The following is a 20,701-nucleotide window of genomic DNA, read 5'->3' as shown; positions in this document are numbered from 1 at the left end:
CTAGCGGAAAGCCGGAACGCCCGTGATGTGCTGGCCGAGGACCAGCATGTGTACCTCGTCCGTCCCCTCGTAGGTGCGCACGGATTCCAGGTTGTTGGCATGGCGCAAGGGCGGGTAATCCAACGTGATGCCGTTGCCGCCCAGAATGGTGCGGGCTTCGCGGGCGACCTTGATTGCCTCGCGCACATTGTTGAGCTTGCCCACCGAGATCTGCTCCGGGCGCAGCTTGCCCGCATCTTTGAGCCGTCCAAGATGCAGCGCGAGCATGCTGCCCTTCTGGATCTCCAGGAGCATGTTCACGAGCTTCTCCTGGGTCAACTGGTAGCTGGCCAAGGGCTTGCCGAATTGCATGCGGCTTCCGGCATATTCAAGCGCGGCTTCGTAGGAGTCACGGGCTGCGCCCATCGCGCCCCAAGCGATGCCGTACCGGGCCTCGTTGAGGCAGGAGAACGGGCCGCGGAGGCCTTGGGCACCCGGGAGGACGGCCTCGGGACCCAGCCGGACGGCGTCGAACACCACATCGCACTGGATCGAGGCACGCATGGAGAGCTTCGCCCCGATGGGAGTCACGGTGACTCCCGGAGTGCCGGCCGGAACCAGGAAGCCCCGGATACCGTCGTCGGTGTTTGCCCACACCACCATGACGTCCGCGATCGATGCCATCCCGATCCAGCGCTTCGAACCATTCAGCACCCAGTCGGCGTCGTCGCCCGTCCCGTCGCGGCGCGCAAAGCTGGCCATGGACGATGGGTCCGAACCCGCCGTCGGCTCCGTCAAGGCAAAGCAACCGATCAGTTCACCGGCGGCCATGCGCGGGAGCCATTGTTCCTTCTGCTTCTCGCTGCCCCACTTGTGGATCGCCGTCATGGCCAGAGAGCCCTGGACGGATACGAAGGTGCGGATGCCGGAGTCGCCGGCCTCGAGTTCCATGGCCGCGAGGCCATATTCGACGGCGGTGCGGCCCGGGCAGCCGTAGCCCTCCAGATGCATGCCAAGGACGCCGAGTTCGCCGAGTTCCGCCGGCAGTTCCCGCGGGAACACGGCGTCCTCGTACCAGCGGGCGATGTTCGGCCGGATCCGCTGGTCCGTAAAATCGCGTACCTTCTCCCGAAGCTCCAGCTCCTCGGAGCTCAAGAGGGAATCGAGGGCAAGGACATCGGAGGTATTCGTCGTTGAATGGCTCATGCCAGCATCCTAAGGCCGGACATGTTCCCCGCAGCGCCCCGCAGCGTCCTGCAGCGTCCTGCAGCGACTGCCAACGCCGGCGTGGCACGCGCGCCGTGCCAGAATTGAGCCATGGCCGCGGCGGACGTGAACGCAATGGGACTGCCGCTACCGGCAGTCAGGGGGATTGGGCGACGCCGCATTCTGGCGGGCCTCGTCCTGGCCCTGCTGCTACCCTCGGCCATCGAAGTCGTGGTATCCGCGCTGCAATACCGGAACTTCGCCATGATCATGCTCTTCCAGCTGGCCGTCTCCGCCGCGGTTGCCGCAATCGGGGGGTTGTGGCCGGCCGTGGTGTCGGCCGTCCTCGGCAGTATGCTCTTGAACTACTTCTCCGCCGATCCGGTGGGCTCCCTATCCATCGCGGATCCCGCCACGCTCTTCACCCTGGTCATCTTCCTTGCTGTGGCGTGCGGCGTGGCGCTCGCCGTCGGTTTGGCGACCCGACGGGCGCAGGAGGCCGCGCATTCCGGCGCCGAGGCAAGAGCCCTCAGCGAACTGGCCCTTCGGATCCTGAGCTCGGACGGCAGCCTCGAGTCTTTCCTGGACAAGATCCGCGTCAACCTCGGCATGGACGCGGTGACACTGCTCTCCACCTTTGACTCGCCGGATGCCCCCGGCCCCAGCTGGCAGGTCCTTGCAAGCTCCGGGCTTCAACCGCCGGTGACCCATGCGGCAGCCGACCATGCCGCCGTCGTCGATCCCAATTACACGCTCCTGCTCCGGGGCGGGCCGCTTTCCGAACAGCATCGCCGCATGCTCGCCGCATTCGGCGCCTTCGTAGTGGCGTTGCGGGAGCGCCAGCAGCTCGTCAAGAGCAGGCAAGACAACGTGCGCCTGGCGGAAGGCAACAAAATGCGGACCTCCATCCTGCGCGCCGTCTCCCATGATCTCCGCACGCCTCTGGCGGGAATCAAACTTGCTGTCAGCAGCCTGCGACAGGAAGACGTGAGATTTGCCCCCGAAGACGAGCGCGAACTATTGGCCACGATCGAGGACTACGCGGACCGCTTGGATCACCTGGTTGATAACTTGCTGGACATGTCCCGAATCACCGCAGATGCCGTGAACCCGCTGCTGCGCGGACTCGGCTGGCACCAGATCATGCCGGAGGCTTTGCGAGGCGTGCCTGGGGAGCGCATCCGCAACGAGCTCCCTGCCAACCTTCCGTATATAGAGGCCGACGCCGGGATATTGGAACGCGTCGTGGCGAACCTCGTCGAAAACGCAGTGAAATACGCGCCTGACTCCGATGTTGTGCTGGTGGCGCGGACCGGTGCGGGCATCACGGTGGACGGGCGGCCGGCCAGCGAACTGCGGGTGATGGACCACGGTTGGGGGATCGCACCAGCCGCAGTCCTGGAGCTTTTCCAGCCTTTCCAACGACTCGATGATTCTCCATCCAGCCGGGACGGTCGGAGCGGAATCGGCTTGGGACTCGCTGTCGCCAAAGGATTCACCGAGGCCATGGGCGGTACGCTCATGGCTGAGGCGACGCCGGGAGGCGGGCTGACCATGGTGGTCACACTCCCTCTATGGACGGGAGGGCGGCCTTGAACCTCGTGCTGATCGTGGAAGATGAGGCGCAGATCGCGCGGGCGATGCAAATCAATCTCCATGCCCACGGTTACCATGCCATCAGCGTCGGCAACGGCGCAGACGCACTCAAGGCGGCGGCCCAGCAGCCCGTGGACATCGTGGTGCTCGATCTTGGGCTGCCGGACATGGATGGCGTGGATGTGATCAAGGGAATCCGTGGCTGGAGCAGTATGCCCATTATCGTGTTGTCCGCCCGCCACGGTTCGGAAGACAAAGTGGAGGCCCTCGACGCCGGAGCCGACGACTACGTGACCAAGCCTTTCGGCCTGGACGAACTCCTGGCGCGGCTCCGTGCGGCCTCGCGGCGGGCAGCGCCCCGGCACGAGGTGCCGACACTCCAGACCGCCGACTTCCTGGTTGACCTGGCTGGAAAGAAGATCACCAAGGACGGCGCAGAAGTGCGGCTGACGCCCACGGAGTGGAACATCCTGGAATTGCTGGTGCGCAACGCCGGCCGTCTGGTCAGCCAGCAGCAAATCCTCACCCAGGTCTGGGGGCAGGCCTACGCCAAGGAGACCCAGTACCTGCGTGTCTACATTGCCCAGCTCCGCCGCAAGCTCGAACGCGACCCCGCCCAGCCCCGCCATCTCCACACCGAGGCCGGCATGGGATATCGCTTCGATCCGTAGCTGCGTACGTAGACTGTACTCATGGATACCGCATCGTTGCTTGCTGTTTGCCGGGTATACGAGCTCCTGCCCGATCCTGAAGGGTCGGTGGGAGTGACGGCCATTGACAAGCGCCCCGTTGACGGGCCGGTGAAGGTCCACAAGCTGGGAATCCACGGCGACGTCCAGGCGAGCCGGATCCACCACGGCGGCGAGGACCAAGCGCTCTATGCGTACTCGCAGGCGGATGCCGATTACTGGGCGAATGAACTCCAGCGAGACATGCCCGCCGGGATCTTCGGGGAGAACCTCCGCGTTGCCGGAATCGAGACCAGCGGTGCCGTGATCGGCGAACGGTGGAAGATCGGCCTGGACGTCGAAGTTGAAGTAACGTCACCGCGTGTGCCCTGCGCAACCTTCCAGCGCCGCATGAATGAACCGCTGTGGGTCAAGCGCTTCACGGAAGCAGGGCGGGTCGGTACCTACCTGCGCGTGGTCAGGACCGGCACCATTTCGGCCGGCGACTACATCCACAAACTATTTGTGCCGAAACATGGCATCACGGTGGGGCAGTGGTTCAGCAACCCCAACCTCGATGACATGCAATTGCTTCTCGACGCCGAGGCGGACGGAGAGGTCCTTCTGCAGTCCGACTACCACGACACCTTCGAAAAGCTCATGCGCCGCAACGGGGTGGACGCCTGAAAGCCGCCCTCGGACGGCCGTCCTGAAGGGCGGTCTTGAGGTCGCTCGGGGCGGGTATGTGCGCAAGCTCACCGCCGCCGTCGACGGTTATGTCGCCAAGGGAGCAATCTGTGCCCTACACTTGATATATCCCCCACTCCGGAAATCCCTTTTTCCTGCCCAATTCTTGAGGCAGGACTGGTCAGTGTTGGGGCCCGCAAAATGTGTGTGGGCAGTTTCATAGGGAGAGCCGGGCGAAGAAAACGCTGTACAGACTGCTGAGATAGCAGCCAAGAGATGCAGCGGGAAGTCCTGCCATGGGATTGCGACAGCGCCGGACTTCTTGCGAGCACCAGAACCTCATGGTTCTTCTGCCCGCAACGTGTACTGCGGCCAAGCCCAACCGGGCCGCGCCGACTGGCCCCCTATGGATGAGGAAACTTTCCCCTATGCCCGAAAACCTGAACGACCCGTTCGTCGCCGAGTCTGCCGAAGCAGCAGAGACCGCCGTCGAGATCGCCGAAACCGCACCCGCCGCTGAGTTCATCGAGCCTGCAGCGCCCGTTGAGGCCCCGGCCCCGGTTGAGGCTCCTGCCTTCGTTGAGGCACCCGCTGAAGCGCCCGCTAAGGCCGAGGCCCCGGCTGCGGCCCAGGCCGAATCACCCGTCGAGGAAGAGGAAGAGGGCATCCGCTTCGTCGACCTCGGAATCGACCCCCGCGTCCTGGCCGCACTGCAGGACGTCGGCTACGAGAAGCCGTCTCCGATCCAGGCAGCAACCATTCCGCTGCTCCTCGAAGGCCGCGACGTCGTGGGCCTCGCCCAGACCGGCACCGGTAAGACTGCAGCATTCGCGGTACCGGCACTGTCCCGCCTGGCCGAACTCCACGACCTCAACGGCCCGTCCCGCAAGACCCAGGCCCTGGTTCTCGCTCCGACCCGCGAGCTTGCGCTCCAGGTTGCAGAGGCCTTCACCTCGTACGCCAAGCACATCGACGATTTCACGGTTCTCCCGGTCTACGGTGGCTCCGCCTATGGCCCGCAGCTTGCTGGCCTGCGCCGCGGCGCACAGGTTGTTGTCGGTACCCCGGGCCGCGTCATCGACCACATCTCCAAGGGTTCCCTGGATCTGTCCGAGCTGCAGTACCTCGTACTGGACGAAGCCGACGAAATGCTCCGCATGGGCTTCGCCGAGGACGTTGAGCAGATCTTCCAGCAGACCCCGGAAGACCGCCAGGTTGCGCTGTTCTCTGCCACCATGCCGAGCCAGATCCGCCGCATGTCCAAGCAGTACCTGAACAACCCGGCCGAGATCTCGGTCAAGTCCAAGACCACCACTGGCGCCAACACGCGCCAGCGATACCTGCAGGTCATGGGCCCGCACAAGCTCGACGCGCTGACCCGCATCCTCGAGGTGGAAGAGTTCGACGGCGTTATCGCCTTCGTGCGCACCAAGATGGCTACCGAAGACCTGGCTGACAAGCTGAAGTCCCGCGGCTTCCAGGCCGCCGCGATCAACGGTGACATTCCGCAGCAGCAGCGCGAACGGACCGTTGACGCGCTGAAGGAAGGCCGCATCGACATCCTCGTCGCCACCGACGTCGCCGCCCGTGGCCTTGACGTTGAGCGCATCAGCCACGTGGTCAACTACGACATCCCGCACGACACCGAGTCCTACGTCCACCGCATCGGCCGTACCGGCCGTGCAGGCCGTAGCGGCGACGCCATCCTGTTCATGACGCCGCGGGAGAAGTACCTGCTGCGTTCGATCGAGAAGGCCACCCGCCAGCCGGTTGAGCAAATGCACCTGCCCACCGCCGAGACGGTCAACACGTTGCGTCTGGGCAAGTTCGCAGACAAGATCACGGAGACCCTCGAGTCCGAGGACGTTGCCGCGTTCCGTGACTTGATCTCCTCCTACGAAGAGGAGCACAACGTTCCGGCTTCGGAGATCGCCGCTGCACTGGCCGTCATGGCACAGGGCGGCCAGCCGCTCCTGGTCAAGGAACTGCCGGCTGCACCGGAGTTCCAGAAGCGCGAGCGCTCCAAGGACGGCTTCGGTTCACGTGGCCCCACCCGCACCCTGACCGAGGGCAACGCCACCTACCGGATCGCCGTCGGACGCCGCCAGCGCGTTATGCCGGGTTCGATCGTTGGCGCCATTGCCAACGAAGGCGGCATCTCCTCGGCACAGATCGGCGGCATCGACATCCGCTCGGACCACTCCCTGGTGGAGCTTCCGGCGGACCTGAGCCCCGAGCAATTGCGCGCACTGTCCCGGACCCGGATCGGCGGCGAGCTGATCCACCTCGAGTTGGACAACGGTCGCAAGCCTGCCTCTGACCGGGGCGGCGAGCGTGGCGGTTACTCCGGTGGCAGCCGCGGCGGCGACCGTGGCGGCTACTCCGGTGGAGACCGTGGCGGAAACTTCAAGGGCAACGGTGGCTTCAAAAAGGAGTTCCGTAAGACTGAAGGCGACCGCGGCGGCTACGCCGGTGGCGAGCGTTCTTCCGCTGACCGCGGCGGCCGTTCCTACAGCGAGCGCAGCGGCGCCGGTACCGGGACGGGCAGCTACGGCGGCAACGCCGCACGCAAACCGCGCACTGGCGGCGACGCAGGCAACCGCGATTTCAACCGCAAGGGTAAGTGGTAAACAGGACTAGTTCCTGGGTTTCTGGTCAGAGGCCGGCTTTCGAGCCGGCCTCTGGTTGTTAAACGGTGGCCCGGGTTAACGGTGGCCCAGGTCCGGAGCGCGCTGTGGAAAGGTAGGTTCATGGGATTTCTCGATGGATTGAAGAAGAACCTCGGCTTCGACAAAGCCAAACAGAAGGCGACTGGACGGCCCTCCGAGGCCCCGCAGAAGGCCGCTGAAGCCTCAACGGGGGAGACGGTCCACAGCGCCGGGCCGGACCCGTCAGCGGAAGCAGGGGCTCTCGCGGCTCCGGTCGCCGCAGAGTCCGACGCCGGTGCTCCCGCCGCCAGCGCAAGTCCGGTCACCGAAGTCGTCGTGGAAGCAGACGATACCCTTAGCGGCATCGCCATGCAGTTCGGCGTTGACTTGGATGCCCTGATCGCAGTGAACGCGGATACCGTGCCAAACCCGGACCATATCTACCCGGGCCAGGTGCTCCGCTTGCCCTAATTCAGACTCTTTCTGGGTCAAGGATCCGGTGCGGATGCAAATTGTGTCGGCGCCGTTTTTCCCTGTCCCGCAGCCGATTTGTGGCCTGAGAAATCGTCCGGTAGAGTATTTACTCGTTGCCCCCCTAGCTCAGTGGTAGAGCGCGTTCTTGGTAAGAACGAGGTCACCGGATCGATTCCGGTGGGGGGCTCTGAATGAGGGCCTGTGTCAAGGCGGTTTTTGACCGGCTTGACGCAGGTTTTTCTCATTCGTGGCGGTGTAGCTCAGTTGGTTAGAGCGCACGACTCATAATCGTGAGGTCGGGAGATCGAGCCTCCCCACCGCTACAGTTTCAGCAGGTCAGAGGCACATTGCCTCTGACCTGCTGTTGTTTTAACAACTTGATCCAGCGGAAACCCAACTAATTGGATTGGGTCGGATCGCCTTGATGCACTTAAATGTCAGAGGGTTCCGGTCTAGTATCAAGTACGACGAGGAGGCGAAGCCTGATGGCACCCACGATTGCTCTGACAAAACACCAACTGCAAAACCATCGCAAGGCGATCCTCAAGAGGCTCGGCGTCTCTCTGAAAGAGTTCACCGAGACGGTCCGCACCAGCACTCTAAGCGGGGCTGAATGGGAAGCAAAGGATCAGCTGGAGGAGATTTGCTTCTTGCTCGGTGAACGTCCGCCATGGTCGGTTGAGTGAGCCAACGCTTGAACAGCGGTCAGCGCTGTTCGCGGCAGAAATTCAAGAGACTCTAGACGGTTCCCTCCCAGGGAGCCGTCTAGTTGTGTCTTATAAGGCCCCGTCCGGTGACAAGTTTGTCGTCCGCCTAGAAGACGAGAAAATGCCCCTGACTGTCGCCGGTAAGACCGTGGCGCACCTCGGCTGCTCGATGGAACAGGAACTAGACAGAGCTGGTACGTACCTCAAGACTTGCGGATCAAAGATAACGCTCTGGTCGAAGATCGACAGGACGCCCCTGATCAGACTGGAATACGACGCAAGGATGAGAGGTGCCCCTATCTCGCATTGGCAGATCCACGCAGAGCGGGGCGCCATGAGCCACCTTCTGGGACGGGCTCACGCCGTCGATCCAAGCAGAGTTAGCAGGCCGCATGAATTCAGCTCCCTTCATTTCCCGTTGGGTGGAGAGCGGTTCCGGCCATGCTTGGAGGACATGATCCAATTCCTCATCGAGGACTGCGGAATCGACTCCGTGTCTGGGTGGAAGAGTGCAGTTGAGTCAGGACGGGAAAAGTGGCGAAGGATTCAACTTAGGTCAGTAGTTCGAGATTCACCCGAGGACGCCGCATCCGTGCTTCGGCACTTGGGTTACACCGTGGCCGGACCGAATCCGGCTGTGACGGACCGACTCGAACCGTTCCGGAAATGGTAGTCAGTGCACGATTTTGTCCAGAACGTCGGCGACTTCGGTATGAACAGCCTTTCGCCCCATACGGACATCTTGAGTCGTGGATATCTCGGCGTGTCCGAGCTGGTCGGCGCCCCGCTACGGCGGGGATTTTTTCGTTTCCCGGCATGGTCGCGCTGAGCCAGATGCCGATCGAAGAAGTCGCCTTTCGCCCGGCAGGCCAAGTGGACCCCTGATCCTGATCGAAGCCGACAAGTCTGGTGGGCACTGCCGTAAAGATTTCGTAAAGATCATGCTGAAAAGCCGAGAGCGCGCGCGAGCTGCCGATAGTTTTTATGGGCGCCGCCACTTGGGTGTCCCCCAATCCTCAGGTGGCGGCGCCTCTCGAAGTTGGCCAGTTCCTGAGCGCGAGCGGGCAGTCTTAGTTGAATCTTGATCTTTTCTTAGTGTTTCCTTGAGGTTCACCCTGTAAAGCGCCGTTTCGTCTGCGGACTCTCCCCAGCTACGATCAGGAGGTTGTCCGGACCGAAAGGCATCCCTGCTCGTGGATTTTGGCCGCTATCTCATTGACCTTGTGGTCTTCGTTGGCATCACAGTTGTGCTGATGTGTTCTTTCCACTTGCTCGTGCTGGGGCACAAGAAGCGGAAGTTCACGAAGTTGTCGCGCCCTGAGAAACGGTCACTTCCGGGCCGCGATGCCCAGACGGACTCGGCGCGGAGTCATGTGCGGGTGCTACATGGTTGCGATCAACCGGCGGCTGTCACCGGCGCCCAAAGGCCATGACAATAGCCACTATCGCCGCGACGACCAGCACCGTCGCAACCCAGATCCATTGTTGCCCGTCCAAGTTCGCCCCACTCTCAGGTCTTGGTCCAGTCTCCCAAAATGGAGGGTATTGAGCGAGCTCTGGCCGGAAGATCCCGCCTCCCCGCCGCTGCAGAAGCAGGTCAGCTTCCGGCGTGCTCGTGTTTGAGGACGGTTTGAGGACGGCGGAGCCCGAAGGCCTCCCGTCCTGACCTTCTTTGAAAAGCGATGCCGCGCAACACGCCGGCGACACGCCGCTGACGGGGCCTTCTCGGATTCAAAGATGGTCAGGATTGGCGCCCGCACAAGCCCCGTTGCCGGGACCCCCTTCAGTTCAGTGCGATGACAAGCATTTGGTTCGTGCCCGGGATGCATGTCTGCAGTATCGCCCGAGGAAAGCCGCCGAATACCGCTGCGACGTTATTGGTGGTCCCGCCTTGGGGCACTTGGCCGCGTGCCGTCACCGTGTACGTGCCGTAGCCGGGGATGCTTACCGTTTCGCCGACGCCGATCCCCGAGAATCGTGCCCACCCGCCGCAGAAATCATGTTCGGTAATGAACAGGGAGTACGCGTCCGTGGGGGTGAAGTGGATCGGGCCGATGCAACTGTCCACGGCGGCCTGGCCGCCTGAACCCGCAACATAGATGGTCCGCACCGCCGGAGCGGGGGCCGGGGCGGGGTCGGGTGCCGGTGCCGGAGCGGGCGCCGGGGCCGGTGCAGGCGCCGGGGCCGCGGCAACCGGCGGCCCTGTCAGCTTCAGCACCTGGCCGGGCACGATGACGGAATAGGCGCTGAGCCCATTGGCTGCCAGCATCCCGTTGACGTCGACGCCGAACCTGGCGGCTATCGAGCCAACAGTGTCGCCGCTGACCACGGTATAGGCGTTCGTGTCAGGCGCAGCAGCCGGAGCAGCAGCGGGCGGAGCAGCCGGAGCGGGTGGAGCTGCGACCGCGGCCGGCGCCGCCGCGGGCGCTGACGGCGCGACGGCGGCCGGTGCCTGCGAGGCTGCCGGCGTCGGACTGGCAGCGGCCGGCGAAGGCGCGGCAATCCCGGCTCCCGAACCGACGTGCGGGGCGATTGCGGCGCTCGTGCCTGCCGGCGCAAGTACCTGTGCGTAGTTCTGCATCGTCACGGCCGCAATGGCGATTACTGCCACAATCGCCCACGTGGCTATTGATGCCTTGTACCTGGTGAGTGTTCTTACCCCCGCGGATATCAGGGCGAGGACGTTGCCCCCGCTGATCCCGCTGTGCCTGTACTCCTGCTGATACATGTCGGATCCCCGTAATTCATCGTTTCTGGGGCCGGCCGGCTGGCTGGCCCTGGAAGTGATACGCAGGCGCAGGGGATGGCGCTTGGTGAGACCCTTTTGCTTAAATGCGCAGCACTGAGGAGCCCTCAATTCCGCCCATTTTGAATAGATCCATCAACGGGATGTAACCCGGCTATTTGGATAAATCCATCAATGAGATTTACGAATGAGGTATTCCTTTCCCTGCTGCAGGTGATTTGAGTGTAGGAATGCGAAATTCCCTCCACACGAGTGGGTGCCACTTGCTTTTAATTCCGGCAGCCCGCCGAACACTCGCAAGTCTTCTTCGGCGGGAGGGATGCACGTAGGGGCCCGGGCGCCCAGCCCTCTCTCGGAATTTACCCACCGCCTAGGGGAGGGCTTGACCACTGCGCTTGACCACTGCGCTTGACCGCTGCGACAGAATGGGTCCATGAGTCGAATCGCAATCATCGGCGGCCACGGCAAAGTGGCCTTGCAACTCTCCCGCATCCTGAGCAACGAAGGTCACGCGGTCACGTCCTTCATTCGCAATCCGGAACACGCGCCCGACGTCACAGTCACGGGTGCGGCCCCGGTAATACTTGACGTCGAGAATTCGACGACGGCGGAGATCGCCTCTGCGCTTGACGGCCACGACGCTGTGGTGTGGTCCGCCGGGGCAGGCGGAGGCAATCCGCAACGTACATATGCCGTGGACAGGGACGCCGCCATCCGCTCGATGGACGCCGCGGCGCAAACGGGCGTGGCCCGTTATGTGATGGTGTCCTACTTCGGCGCAGGACCCGGCCATGGCGTTCCCGGCGGCAACAGCTTCTACGCCTACGCGGAAGCCAAAGCCGCGGCGGACGAGTACCTGCGCGCGACTGATCTCGACTGGACGATCCTGGGCCCGGGCGCACTGACCAGCAATCCCGGGTCTGCGCTCATTGAGGTAAGCCCCGCGGACCCGAGCACCGGGACCGAAACTTCGCGGGCCAATGTTGCCTTGGTGGCTGCCGCCGTCTTGGAACTGCCCGAGACCGTCGGCCGCACCATCGAGTTCCGGGACGGCTCGGTGCCCGTGGTGGAGGCCCTCACCGCGTCCTAGCTTCACCAAAGCCGCCCGTGACGGCTCCAAACCGGGCCGGGACTGCGCCCTGCCGGGATATGTTGGTAGGGCTAGTCCCTCGGCAGGTGCCCGGGACGCTGCCGCTACGACGTCTGGGGAAATCGGGAACATGGACCAGTTGGCACTCATTGTTGGATTGCTGCTTGCAACGGTCGTGGCCGTGGGCCTGGGGGACCGCTTGCGGCTCCCGTACCCGGTGCTCATGCTGTTGCTGGCTGCGGCGATGACTTTCATTCCGGGGTTCCCGGACTTTGAGCTTGCGCCTGAACTGATCCTGCCGATCTTCCTCCCTCCGTTGCTCTTCGCGACCGCCCAGAAGAGTTCCTGGGCGGTCTTCCGGGTCCGTTGGCGGACGCTTCTCCTTATGGCGGTGGCGCTGGTTGTGGTCTCGACGGCGGCGGTTGCCGGAGCCGCGTGGCTCATGATTCCAGGGGTCGGTATTCCGGCGGCGATCGCACTGGGTGCCATGGTGGCTCCACCGGACCCCGTGGCGGTTGAATCCGTTGCCGGCCGCGTCCACATGCCGCGCAGGCTCATCACCGTGCTGCAGAGTGAGGGCCTTTTCAACGACGCCGCCGCGATCGTGATCTTCCAGGCCGCGGTGGCGGCCACTGTCTCCGGCACCAAGCTGGGCGCCGGCGTCGTGCTCCAATTCGTCATCGGTGCTGCCCTGGCCGTCATTGTCGGCATCGCGATGGGCTGGTTGACGCGGCTGATCACCAAGCTCGTCACCTCCATGGTGGCCCGAAGCGCCGTGACCCTGGTGATTCCCTTCGCTGCATACATCCTGGCTGAAGAACTGCACGCCTCGGGGGTGATCGCCGTCGTCGTCACCGCCCTCGAGACACAGCGGCATGCGCGGTCGCAGGACGCGGCCGAGCGCGTCACTCGCACCGCCTTCTGGGATGTGGTGGAACTCCTCGCTACAGGCCTGGCGTTCGGCCTTGTGGGGCTGGAGATCCGGCATGTGATCCGGGACGAGGGCGCCGCCGTTTACGGCATGATTGGCCCGGCCCTGGCGGTGTGCGTGCTGGTGTTCGTTGTCCGTTTCGCTTGGCTCGGGCTTTTGGCAGTCTCGGCCCGCAAGCGGAAGAACCTGCTGCAACCCACCTCCCCCAAGGAGGTCCTGATCCTGACCTGGTGCGGTATGCGGGGCCTCGCGACGCTCGCACTTGCCTTGGCCCTTCCGCTGACTGTTGCCGACGGCAGCGATTTCCCTGCCCGGCACGAGATCCTGGTCACCGCATGCGCCGTCCTGTTGGCCACGCTGGTGCTGCCAGGGCTGACCCTTCCGTGGCTCATGCGCGTGCTCAAGGCATCCGAAGACGGTTCGCACGAAAAGGATGCCGCGAGGCTCTTGGCCAAGCGCGCCCAGACTGCCGCGATCTCAGCGCTCAAGGAGCACGATCTGATGAAGGAGTTGCCCGCGGACAAGGTGGCCCTCGTCAAGGAAAAGATGACCCGTCTGCATGCAGAGCTGCTGGACGGGACATTGAAGAACGAGTCCGACGCCGAAAAGCGCCAACGCGGCAGGGAACTGGCGATCGCGGTCCAGACCATCGCCCTCGACGCTGCACGCCAGGAAGTGGTCGCGGCGCGGAGCGAGCCCGGGATGGACCCCGAGGTGGCGGACCGGGTACTGCGCCAGCTGGACCTCCGCACCATGGCGATGCCGGACTAGCGGCCCGCGCCGACGGCAACGTCCGGCACCGAAAGGCCTAGGCGCGCCGCAACACCAGATCCAAGGAGTTCTTTTCTACGTGGTCCAGTGCGTGGCGCACCGCGCCGATGCCCACAATCGCATCGCCCAAGGGCGATGCAGCCAACCGCGGGGGAGTGGCGGTGTAGGCAGCTAGTTTTCGGGCGGCCGGCTCAAGAAGGACCGACGCCGAATCTGCCACGGCGCCGCCGATCACGACGAGCTCCGGGTTGAGCAAGATGGCCACCGTGGAGACCACCCGGGCAAGCCGGTCCGAAAGCCGGTCCAGGATGCCCAGCGCCACCTTGTCACCCTGGGCAGCGGCGGCGAAGACGTGCTGTGCCGTGACCTCGTGGCCCGCGGGGACGGCCGTCCGCAGCGTGGTTTTCGACTTTCCCGCCAGGGCTTCCGCTGCCCATAGCCTGGCGAGTGCAGCGAGGCCGTCCGCCGATCCGACCCCGTCCACCATGTCCAGGTAGGCCATCTCGCCAGCGCCGCCGCGGCTGCCATGAAGCAAACGGCCGGATTCCACCAGGCCCGCGCCGAAACGCTCACCGGCCAGGAGCACTGCCAGGTCCTGGACGCCGCTGCCGGCGCCGCGCCAACATTCGCCCAATGCGGCCAGGTTGGCATCGTTCTCCAGCATTACCGCCCATCCGTGCAGATCGTGCAAGGCCTTCTTCAGCCCGACGTCGAACAGGCTCCAAAACGGCTGGCTGACGAGGATGTTTCCGTCTCGGCCCACCGGGGCAGCAAGCCCGACGGTCACAGCAAGGACCGTGTCCGGTGCCACTCCGGCAGCCTCGAGGGCGATTAGCGCGGTTTGGCTGATGACACGGATCCGTTCCTCGGCTTCGATCTCCCTGGCGCGAAATGGCTGGCTGGCCCGTCCGACGGTCTTGCCGCGTAGATCGGCTACCACCACGGTGGTCTTGAGGACGCCGACGTCGATTCCCAGGACGCAGCCGGCGCTTTCGTCGAGCTCGAAGCGCCGTGCGGGCCGACCTTTCTGGTAGGTATCTGAATCTTTTTCCAACTCGCGGATCCAGCCCCGGGCCATGAGGTCTTCGCACACGGAAATGGTGGTGGCGCGGGTCAGCCCGGTAGCGTCCATCAGCTCGGAAACCGTCACGGCGTTGGAGGAACGGATGGCTCCGAGCACGGTGGCCGCGTTGAACCGCCGGAGCATCTGCGGAGTGGCAGTCGCGATTTCAGGCATGGCTGTTGACCTCCTGTAGGTATGCGTCACATAATACTTGAGGTACTAAATTTAGATTCTAAATAAAAGTCCCATCCATCGAAGCGTCGACACAGAACAGGATTCCCTTTGTCCTCCACCGCCACCATGGCAACTCACACCGACTCCGAGCGCATGGCCGATCCCAACTGGTGGCGCCAAGCGGCTGTCTACCAGATCTACCCTCGCAGTTTTTCGGATGCGAACGGCGATGGTTTGGGCGATATCAAGGGCATTACCGCCAAGGTTCCGTACCTGAAGTCCCTCGGCATTGACGCCGTCTGGTTGAGCCCGTTCTACCCCTCGGCCCTTGCTGACGGTGGCTACGACGTCGATGACTACCGCAACGTGGACCCCAAGCTGGGCACCCTGGCCGACTTCGATGAGATGGCGGCCGCACTGCACGCCGCGGGCATCAAGTTGATCGCGGACATCGTCCCGAACCACTCCTCCGACCGGCACGAATGGTTCAAGGAAGCGCTGGCTTCCCCGAAGGGCTCGGCCGCCCGTGAGCGCTACATCTTCCGCGACGGCCTGGGCGAGAACGGCGAACTGCCCCCGGCCGACTGGGACTCGATTTTCGGCGGCCCGGCCTGGGAACGCATCACCGAACCGGACGGCACCCCTGGGCAGTGGTACATGCACATCTTCACCAAGGAGCAGCCGGACTTCAACTGGGACAACCCCGAGGTTCGGGAGGACTTCCTGAAGACCCTGCGCTTCTGGTCCGACCGTGGCGTGGACGGCTTCCGCATCGACGTTGCGCATGCCCTTACGAAGGACCTGCCGGAGGTTCTGCCCTCCAAGACCGAGCTGCCCAAGGAAGGCGACAACGCTTTGGGCGCCCACCCGTTCTGGGACCGCGACGAGGTGCACGAGATCTACGCCGAGTGGCGCAAAGTGTTCAACGAGTACAACCCGCCCCGGACGGCCGTCGCCGAAGCGTGGGTCCACGCGGACCGCCGCGCCCGCTACGCCAGCCCCGAGGGCCTGGGCCAGGCCTTCAACTTCGACCTCCTCCAGGCCGATTTCGATGCCGGGCAGTTCCGCACGATCATCACCAAGAACCTCGGCGAGGCTGCCGCATCCGGTGCTTCGTCCACGTGGGTCTTCTCCAACCACGACGTCGTTCGGCACGCCACGCGTTACGGCTTGCCCGCGGGTGGCGGCCGTGACGGCCTGGGCCAGGACGGCAAGCAATGGCTGCTCGACGGCGGTTCGGCCGCCGACGTCGACGCCGAGCTCGGCTTGCGCCGTGCCCGCGCGGCGTCGCTGCTCATGTTCGCCCTGCCGGGTTCCGCGTACCTGTACCAGGGCGAAGAACTTGGGCTGCAGGAAGTCGGCGACATCGCGGCCGGCCAGCGCCAGGACCCGGCGTTCTTCCGTAACCCGGGAGTGGACGTCGGCCGTGACGGTTGCCGTGTCCCGCTGCCGTGGACCAGCGAAGGTTCGTCGTTCGGCTTCGGCGATGGACATGCCCACTTGCCGCAGCCTGAATGGTTCGCGGGCTACGCAGTGGAGGCGCAGGAGAACGTTCCCGGCTCCACGCTGGAGCTGTACCGCAAGGCCCTGGAACTGCGCTCGGAACTCCGGGCGGCCGAGGAGCTTGAGTGGATCCCCTCCAGCAACGAGTCCGTGCTGCACTTCGCGCGGCCCAACGGCTGGCAGTCGGTGACGAACTTCGGCAGCGAGCCGGTGGCACTTCCGGAAGGCACCGTCGTCGTGAGCAGCGCACCGCTCGACGGCGGCAAGCTCCCGGCAAACACGACAGCCTGGATCGTCTAATTCCCAGTCGCTCCCTCGGCTCGCAAGTCCCCACCGGCTCCCAGCCTTCGCAAGCTCAGGCCGGGTCCCTCGCCGGTGGGGCCCCACCGCGAGGGAACCCGGCGACCGCGGCCCCCTACCACCCCTAACCGCTGACCCAACTGGCTCGCAGTTAATGTCGTTTTGAAGGCTGTAAACGACAACAACTGCGGGTCAGTTGCATGTGAAAGAGTTTGAAAATGACTGCAAAAAGCAAAATCGCGTCCGGCCGGCTCATCTATGGCTGCATGGGCCTCGGAGGTCCTTGGGAAGGCAGCGAATACGGGGCTGCCGAAATTGAGCAGGCCGCGTCGGCGATCGAAGCCGCCATGGGCATCGGGATCGTTCTGTTCGACCATGCCGACATCTACCGCAGCGGCAAGTCCGAGGCAGTCTTCGGTGAAGTCCTGGCCAGGACGCCAGGGCTGCGGGAGAAGATCCAGCTCCAGACCAAGTGCGGCATCCGGCTCGGCCAGCCCGGAGTCGAAGGTCATTACGACCTCAGCAAGGACGCCATCCTGGAACGGGTCAACGGAAGCCTGGAACGGCTCAGGACCGACTACGTCGACGTGTTGCTGCTCCACCGCCCCGACCCCCTGATGGAACCAGCGGAGGTGGCGTCCGCCGTCGGGCAGCTCATGGCGGAAGGCAAGGTGCGGCAATTGGGCGTCTCCAACATGTCCGGCGCGCAGATCGCGTTCCTGCAGGACCAACTGGAGGTGCCGATCGTTGCCAACCAGCTGGAAATGAGCCTGCACCGGCGGGCCTGGCTTGAGAGCACTGTGCTGGTCAACCATGACGACGCCCTCGACTACAATTTCCCGCACGGCACCTTGGAACACTGCATCGGCCAGGGGATTGAGCTGCAGGCCTACGGTTCCCTCGCCCAGGGCCGGTACACGGGCTCGACGCCGGATTCCCCGACTGCCGCCGACACGGCAACTGCCGCTCTGGTCGCCCAGCTCGCGGAAGCAAAGGGTGTCACTCCCGAGGCCGTGTTGTTGGGGTGGCTCATGAAGCATCCGGCACGCATTTCCCCGGTGCTCGGCAGTTCCAACCCGGCGCGGATCGCTGCATGCGCGGATGCTGCCGCCGTTGCCGCAGCCATGACGCGGACCGAGTGGTATGGCCTGTGGGTGGCTGCGCGGGGCATCAAGCTCCCCTAGGGCGCGCCAAGCCCAACTAGCTCGCATTTAATGTCGTTATGAGCCCTGAAAACGACATTAAATGCGAGCTAGTTGGGTTGCGACAGCTACAACAACACATGCGTGCTACTACAGCGGTGCGACAACATGGGCCCCCGACGGTAGGGTTCCCTGGCCGAGCTTGCGAGGCGAGGGAACCGTCGGGGAATACGTGCTTGAGTCACCCTGGATCGACTGGCTCTGCTTGCCATCCACACCCACCGGAATGTCGCCGGCGATCGTCACGCGGTTGAGCTTGCGCGGCTGGCCGTCGTAGTTGTCGGGCGCGTAGTGCTGGGTGATGCGGTTGTCGAAGAGCACCAACTGGTTCGGTTCCCAGTTCACGCGCACCACGTTCTCCGGACGGGTGACGTAGGCCTGCAGCAAGCGGATGATGTCCTTCGACTCCGTGTTGGACAGCCCCACGATCCGCAGGCGCTGCGCGAAGCCCCCAATGAACAATCCGCGCTCGCCGGTCAGGGGATGGACACGCACCACGGGGTGGGCGGTTTCGAACTTGATGCGCGTGAATTCCTTGCGTCGCTCATCGGCATTCCCATGTTCCAGGTTCTTCGGCACCGAGTAGTCGTAGTCGTTGGTGTGGATCGCCCATAGCGTGTCCGCGAAGTTCCGGAGCTCGTCCGGCAAGTCCGCGTACGCTCCTGCCGAAGAAGCAATCAGGGTTTCGCCTCCATACGACGGAAGGTCGATGCTGCGCAGGGTGGAAGCCTGCGGCGGGTTGACCACGAACGTGACGTCGGTGTGCCAGTTGTTGGCGGAACCGTTCTCGCTGTCCACGGGCAGGACGTTCTCTTCGCCCTCCACGGAGGCCACGGTCGGATGCGCCGTGGTGAGCGGGCCGAAATGGCTTGCGAATTTCACCTGGGCCTCGTCGCTGAGAATGTTGGCCTCCCGGAAGACGAGGGCCTTGTGTTCGTTGAGCGCGGCCCGGACCTGCTCCACGGTTTCCGGGGAGAGATCGCCGCTGAGGTCGAAGCCGCGGATTTCGGCGCCGATGCGGGATCCGAGCTTGGCGAATTCCAACTTTGTTTCGGTAATGACGGACATTTTGTTCCTTTTCTGTTGTGACTTACGGGATGGATGGATTGACGGTCAGGACCCGGACCCGACGGCGGTCCTCCAGCGGGAGAAATGCCGCTCCAGGGCGACAAGGAGGAAATTCACGGCCAAACCCAGAAGGGACACCGTGAGAATGCCGGCGTACATGTCCGGGATAAGGAAACTGCTCTGGGCATTCACGATGAGGTAGCCGAGCCCCGCCTTCGCCCCCACCATTTCCGCGGCGATCAACACCAAAATGGAGGCAGTGCCGGCCATGCGGATTCCCGTGAAAATGGTGGGCACCGCGGAGGGCAGGATCACCTTGCGGAACAGTGCGAGGCTCGAGAGGCCCAGCGACTTCGCGGCCCGGATGAGCAGCGGATCCACGGTCTTGACGCCCGCGATCGTGTTCAGCAGGACCGGAAAGAACGCCGCGTAGGCCACGATGCTGATCTTGGACTCCTCGCCGATCCCCAGCAGCAGTGTGAAAACAGGCAGCAGTGCAAGGGCGGCAGTGTTGCGGAACAGTTCCAGCAAGGGACTGAGGACGGAATTGAGCCGTCCGTACCAGGCGATCAGCAGACCGAGGGATACACCAGCCACGAGCGCCGCGCCGAATCCCGACACCGAACGGGTGAGGCTCGCAGCCAAATGCCCCTGGATGGTGCCGGATTCGAACAGCTTGCCCCACGCGGCCAGGACCTCGTGCAAGGGCGGCAGGAATACCCGGGTTGACGGGCTGGCCAGATATGTCGGCCCGAGTTCCCAGAGAGCCAGGAAGGCGATGATCCCTGCGGACTTCCACAGGCCGGAACCGGCGCGGGCGGCGGCCGTCCGCACGAAGGCGGGTATCGCCGTCGTGCTCCGACGCCCCGCCTCCACAGGACCGGAGTGCCCGACGGCGGGCGCTTGCTTGGGCGCGGCGCTCGCCGCCGGCTGTTGCGCGAGTGTTGTGGTCATCAGGCTGCGCTCCTTTCGAGAGTTGTTCCCGGAACTTCATCCGGGGCGGTGCCGTCCGGCAGGATCTTGCGATGACCGGCGTCTTGTGCGAGGCGGACTTCGTCGTGCAACAAGGTCCAGACCTTGTGCCGTTGTTCGACGAAGGCGGGGTGCGAGCGGATGTCGTCCTCGCCGTCGCGGTCCGGGATGTCCACGTCCACGATTTCCTTGAGCTGTCCGGGCCGGGCGCTGAGGACGGCGACGCGCTGCCCCAGGTACACAGCCTCGTCGATGCCGTGGGTGATGAACACGATCGTCTTGCCTGTGGCCCGCCAGATTCGCAGGAGTTCGTCCTGGAGCTGTTCACGGGTCTGGGCGTCCAGAGCGGCGAAGGGTTCGTCCATGAGGAGCACATCGGGCTCGTAGGCGAGGCTCCGGGCAATGGCCACGCGCTGCTTCATGCCGCCCGAGAGCTCATGCGGGAAACGGTCCTCGAAGCCGGCCAAGCCAACCAGTTTGAGGTATTCGCTTGCCTTGGCGGCACGTTCGCGGCGGTTGAGCTTGCGCCCGTCGGTGCCCCTGCCTTCGAGCCCGATCGACACATTGGCCGACGCCGTTCGCCAGGGAAAGAGCGCGTACTGCTGGAAAACCACGGCACGGTCCTTCCCGGGTCCCGTCACAGGCTGGCCGTCCACCAATACCTCGCCGGAGGTGGGCGTGGACAGGCCAGCCAGGAGGTCCAACAAGGTGGTCTTGCCGGAACCGCTGGGCCCCACCAAGGTGAGGAACTCGCCGTCGCGCACGTCGAGGCTCAAGGAATCAAGGGCGGTCAGCGTGGTGGGCTCTTTCGCGCCCGGCTGGGAGGCCTGGAAGCGCTTGGCGCCCTTGGAGCCCTTGCCGGGGCGGACGGTGAATTGCTTGGTGACATTACGGAGGCTGATTTTGGCGGTCATCA

16 protein-coding genes and 2 tRNA genes are annotated in these 20,701 nt (G+C 64.2%); 12 read left to right on the top strand and 6 right to left on the bottom strand.

Translation table 11 applies throughout. The annotated features are described in order from the left end of the window. Complete coding sequence (locus AB4Z38_RS08715) at positions 1-1,185, bottom strand: acyl-CoA dehydrogenase family protein (RefSeq protein ID WP_441429335.1); 1,185 nt, start codon at positions 1,183-1,185, stop codon at positions 1-3. A gap of 111 nt (positions 1,186-1,296) precedes the next feature. Between AB4Z38_RS08715 and AB4Z38_RS08710 the strand changes: the two genes are divergently transcribed. The 8 genes from AB4Z38_RS08710 (at position 1,297) to AB4Z38_RS08675 (ending at position 7,944) form a co-directional block, all read left to right on the top strand. Next, entirely contained in the window at positions 1,297-2,781 is a 1,485-nt protein-coding gene (locus AB4Z38_RS08710) for a sensor histidine kinase (RefSeq protein ID WP_441429334.1), read from the top strand. Then, the gene (locus tag AB4Z38_RS08705) at positions 2,778-3,452 is read left to right on the top strand and encodes a response regulator (protein ID WP_236812356.1); all 675 of its coding nucleotides are present in this window, start codon (positions 2,778-2,780) and stop codon (positions 3,450-3,452) included. Before AB4Z38_RS08710 ends, AB4Z38_RS08705 begins: the two co-directional genes overlap by 4 nt. A 21-nt stretch (positions 3,453-3,473) precedes the next feature. Beyond that, positions 3,474-4,136 (top strand): MOSC domain-containing protein, encoded by a 663-nt coding sequence (locus AB4Z38_RS08700; RefSeq protein ID WP_441429333.1) that lies wholly within the window; start codon positions 3,474-3,476, stop codon positions 4,134-4,136. 428 nt (positions 4,137-4,564) lie between these two features. Then, the gene (locus AB4Z38_RS08695) at positions 4,565-6,766 is read left to right on the top strand and encodes a DEAD/DEAH box helicase (RefSeq protein ID WP_441429332.1); all 2,202 of its coding nucleotides are present in this window, start codon (positions 4,565-4,567) and stop codon (positions 6,764-6,766) included. A 120-nt stretch (positions 6,767-6,886) separates the two neighbouring features. Further along, positions 6,887-7,255: a LysM peptidoglycan-binding domain-containing protein gene (locus tag AB4Z38_RS08690; RefSeq protein WP_441429331.1), complete on the top strand. Its 369-nt coding sequence runs from the start codon at positions 6,887-6,889 to the stop codon at positions 7,253-7,255. A gap of 118 nt (positions 7,256-7,373) precedes the next feature. Next, positions 7,374-7,445 (top strand) — tRNA-Thr (locus AB4Z38_RS08685). A gap of 62 nt (positions 7,446-7,507) precedes the next feature. After that, positions 7,508-7,581 (top strand) — tRNA-Met (locus AB4Z38_RS08680). 162 nt (positions 7,582-7,743) lie between these two features. Continuing rightward, positions 7,744-7,944, top strand: a complete 201-nt coding sequence (locus tag AB4Z38_RS08675) for a hypothetical protein (protein ID WP_441429330.1) — start codon at positions 7,744-7,746, stop codon at positions 7,942-7,944. A gap of 1,804 nt (positions 7,945-9,748) precedes the next feature. On the opposite strand, the gene AB4Z38_RS08670 is transcribed toward AB4Z38_RS08675, so the two are convergent. Beyond that, the gene (locus tag AB4Z38_RS08670) at positions 9,749-10,693 is read right to left on the bottom strand and encodes a LysM peptidoglycan-binding domain-containing protein (RefSeq protein ID WP_441429329.1); all 945 of its coding nucleotides are present in this window, start codon (positions 10,691-10,693) and stop codon (positions 9,749-9,751) included. Between the two features lie 451 nt (positions 10,694-11,144). On the opposite strand from AB4Z38_RS08670, the gene AB4Z38_RS08665 reads away from it, so the two are divergent. Beyond that, complete coding sequence (locus AB4Z38_RS08665) at positions 11,145-11,801, top strand: NAD(P)H-binding protein (protein WP_441429328.1); 657 nt, start codon at positions 11,145-11,147, stop codon at positions 11,799-11,801. Between the two features lie 130 nt (positions 11,802-11,931). After that, positions 11,932-13,503, top strand: coding sequence for a Na+/H+ antiporter (locus AB4Z38_RS08660; RefSeq protein WP_441429327.1), 1,572 nt, complete (start codon positions 11,932-11,934; stop codon positions 13,501-13,503). 37 nt (positions 13,504-13,540) lie between these two features. On the opposite strand, the gene AB4Z38_RS08655 is transcribed toward AB4Z38_RS08660, so the two are convergent. Beyond that, on the bottom strand, positions 13,541-14,740 hold the full coding sequence (locus tag AB4Z38_RS08655) for an ROK family transcriptional regulator (protein WP_441429326.1): 1,200 nt from the start codon (positions 14,738-14,740) through the stop codon (positions 13,541-13,543). A 108-nt stretch (positions 14,741-14,848) separates the two neighbouring features. On the opposite strand from AB4Z38_RS08655, the gene AB4Z38_RS08650 reads away from it, so the two are divergent. Together AB4Z38_RS08650 and AB4Z38_RS08645 are read left to right on the top strand one after the other, a co-directional pair. Beyond that, on the top strand, positions 14,849-16,543 hold the full coding sequence (locus AB4Z38_RS08650; protein ID WP_441429325.1) for a glycoside hydrolase family 13 protein: 1,695 nt from the start codon (positions 14,849-14,851) through the stop codon (positions 16,541-16,543). Positions 16,544-16,761: 218 nt separating this feature from the next. Then, complete coding sequence (locus AB4Z38_RS08645; RefSeq protein WP_441429324.1) at positions 16,762-17,727, top strand: aldo/keto reductase; 966 nt, start codon at positions 16,762-16,764, stop codon at positions 17,725-17,727. A gap of 108 nt (positions 17,728-17,835) precedes the next feature. On the opposite strand, the gene AB4Z38_RS08640 is transcribed toward AB4Z38_RS08645, so the two are convergent. The 3 genes from AB4Z38_RS08640 to AB4Z38_RS08630 are packed head-to-tail and all read right to left on the bottom strand — an operon-like array spanning position 17,836 to position 20,699. Further along, the gene (locus tag AB4Z38_RS08640; protein WP_441429323.1) at positions 17,836-18,813 is read right to left on the bottom strand and encodes a TauD/TfdA dioxygenase family protein; all 978 of its coding nucleotides are present in this window, start codon (positions 18,811-18,813) and stop codon (positions 17,836-17,838) included. A gap of 45 nt (positions 18,814-18,858) precedes the next feature. Continuing rightward, a complete protein-coding gene (locus AB4Z38_RS08635) occupies positions 18,859-19,767 on the bottom strand; it encodes an ABC transporter permease (RefSeq protein ID WP_441429322.1) in 909 nt (302 codons plus the stop codon). Next, a complete protein-coding gene (locus tag AB4Z38_RS08630) occupies positions 19,767-20,699 on the bottom strand; it encodes an ABC transporter ATP-binding protein (protein ID WP_441429321.1) in 933 nt (310 codons plus the stop codon). The genes AB4Z38_RS08635 and AB4Z38_RS08630 overlap by 1 nt, the downstream gene beginning before the upstream one ends. Positions 20,700-20,701 lie beyond the last annotated feature (2 nt).

This window comes from Arthrobacter sp. 2RAF6, from assembly GCF_052115205.1.
Classification (GTDB): Bacteria; Actinomycetota; Actinomycetes; order Actinomycetales; family Micrococcaceae; genus Arthrobacter.
This window is presented reverse-complemented; position numbering and strand designations above follow the sequence as displayed.

What these genes read in the sequence shown, in the direction of transcription:
- AB4Z38_RS08660 (WP_441429327.1), top strand. Translation starts at nt 11,932, where the DNA reads ATGGACCAGTTGGCACTCATTGTTGGATTGCTGCTTGCAACGGTCGTG.
- AB4Z38_RS08645 (WP_441429324.1), top strand. Translation starts at nt 16,762, where the DNA reads ATGACTGCAAAAAGCAAAATCGCGTCCGGCCGGCTCATCTATGGCTGC.
- AB4Z38_RS08665 (WP_441429328.1), top strand. Translation starts at nt 11,145, where the DNA reads ATGAGTCGAATCGCAATCATCGGCGGCCACGGCAAAGTGGCCTTGCAA.
- AB4Z38_RS08710 (WP_441429334.1), top strand. Translation starts at nt 1,297, where the DNA reads ATGGCCGCGGCGGACGTGAACGCAATGGGACTGCCGCTACCGGCAGTC.
- AB4Z38_RS08715 (WP_441429335.1), bottom strand. Translation starts at nt 1,185, where the DNA reads ATGAGCCATTCAACGACGAATACCTCCGATGTCCTTGCCCTCGATTCC.
- AB4Z38_RS08655 (WP_441429326.1), bottom strand. Translation starts at nt 14,740, where the DNA reads ATGCCTGAAATCGCGACTGCCACTCCGCAGATGCTCCGGCGGTTCAAC.
- AB4Z38_RS08635 (WP_441429322.1), bottom strand. Translation starts at nt 19,767, where the DNA reads ATGACCACAACACTCGCGCAACAGCCGGCGGCGAGCGCCGCGCCCAAG.
- AB4Z38_RS08690 (WP_441429331.1), top strand. Translation starts at nt 6,887, where the DNA reads ATGGGATTTCTCGATGGATTGAAGAAGAACCTCGGCTTCGACAAAGCC.
- AB4Z38_RS08700 (WP_441429333.1), top strand. Translation starts at nt 3,474, where the DNA reads ATGGATACCGCATCGTTGCTTGCTGTTTGCCGGGTATACGAGCTCCTG.
- AB4Z38_RS08630 (WP_441429321.1), bottom strand. Translation starts at nt 20,699, where the DNA reads ATGACCGCCAAAATCAGCCTCCGTAATGTCACCAAGCAATTCACCGTC.
- AB4Z38_RS08695 (WP_441429332.1), top strand. Translation starts at nt 4,565, where the DNA reads ATGCCCGAAAACCTGAACGACCCGTTCGTCGCCGAGTCTGCCGAAGCA.
- AB4Z38_RS08640 (WP_441429323.1), bottom strand. Translation starts at nt 18,813, where the DNA reads ATGTCCGTCATTACCGAAACAAAGTTGGAATTCGCCAAGCTCGGATCC.
- AB4Z38_RS08675 (WP_441429330.1), top strand. Translation starts at nt 7,744, where the DNA reads ATGGCACCCACGATTGCTCTGACAAAACACCAACTGCAAAACCATCGC.
- AB4Z38_RS08670 (WP_441429329.1), bottom strand. Translation starts at nt 10,693, where the DNA reads ATGTATCAGCAGGAGTACAGGCACAGCGGGATCAGCGGGGGCAACGTC.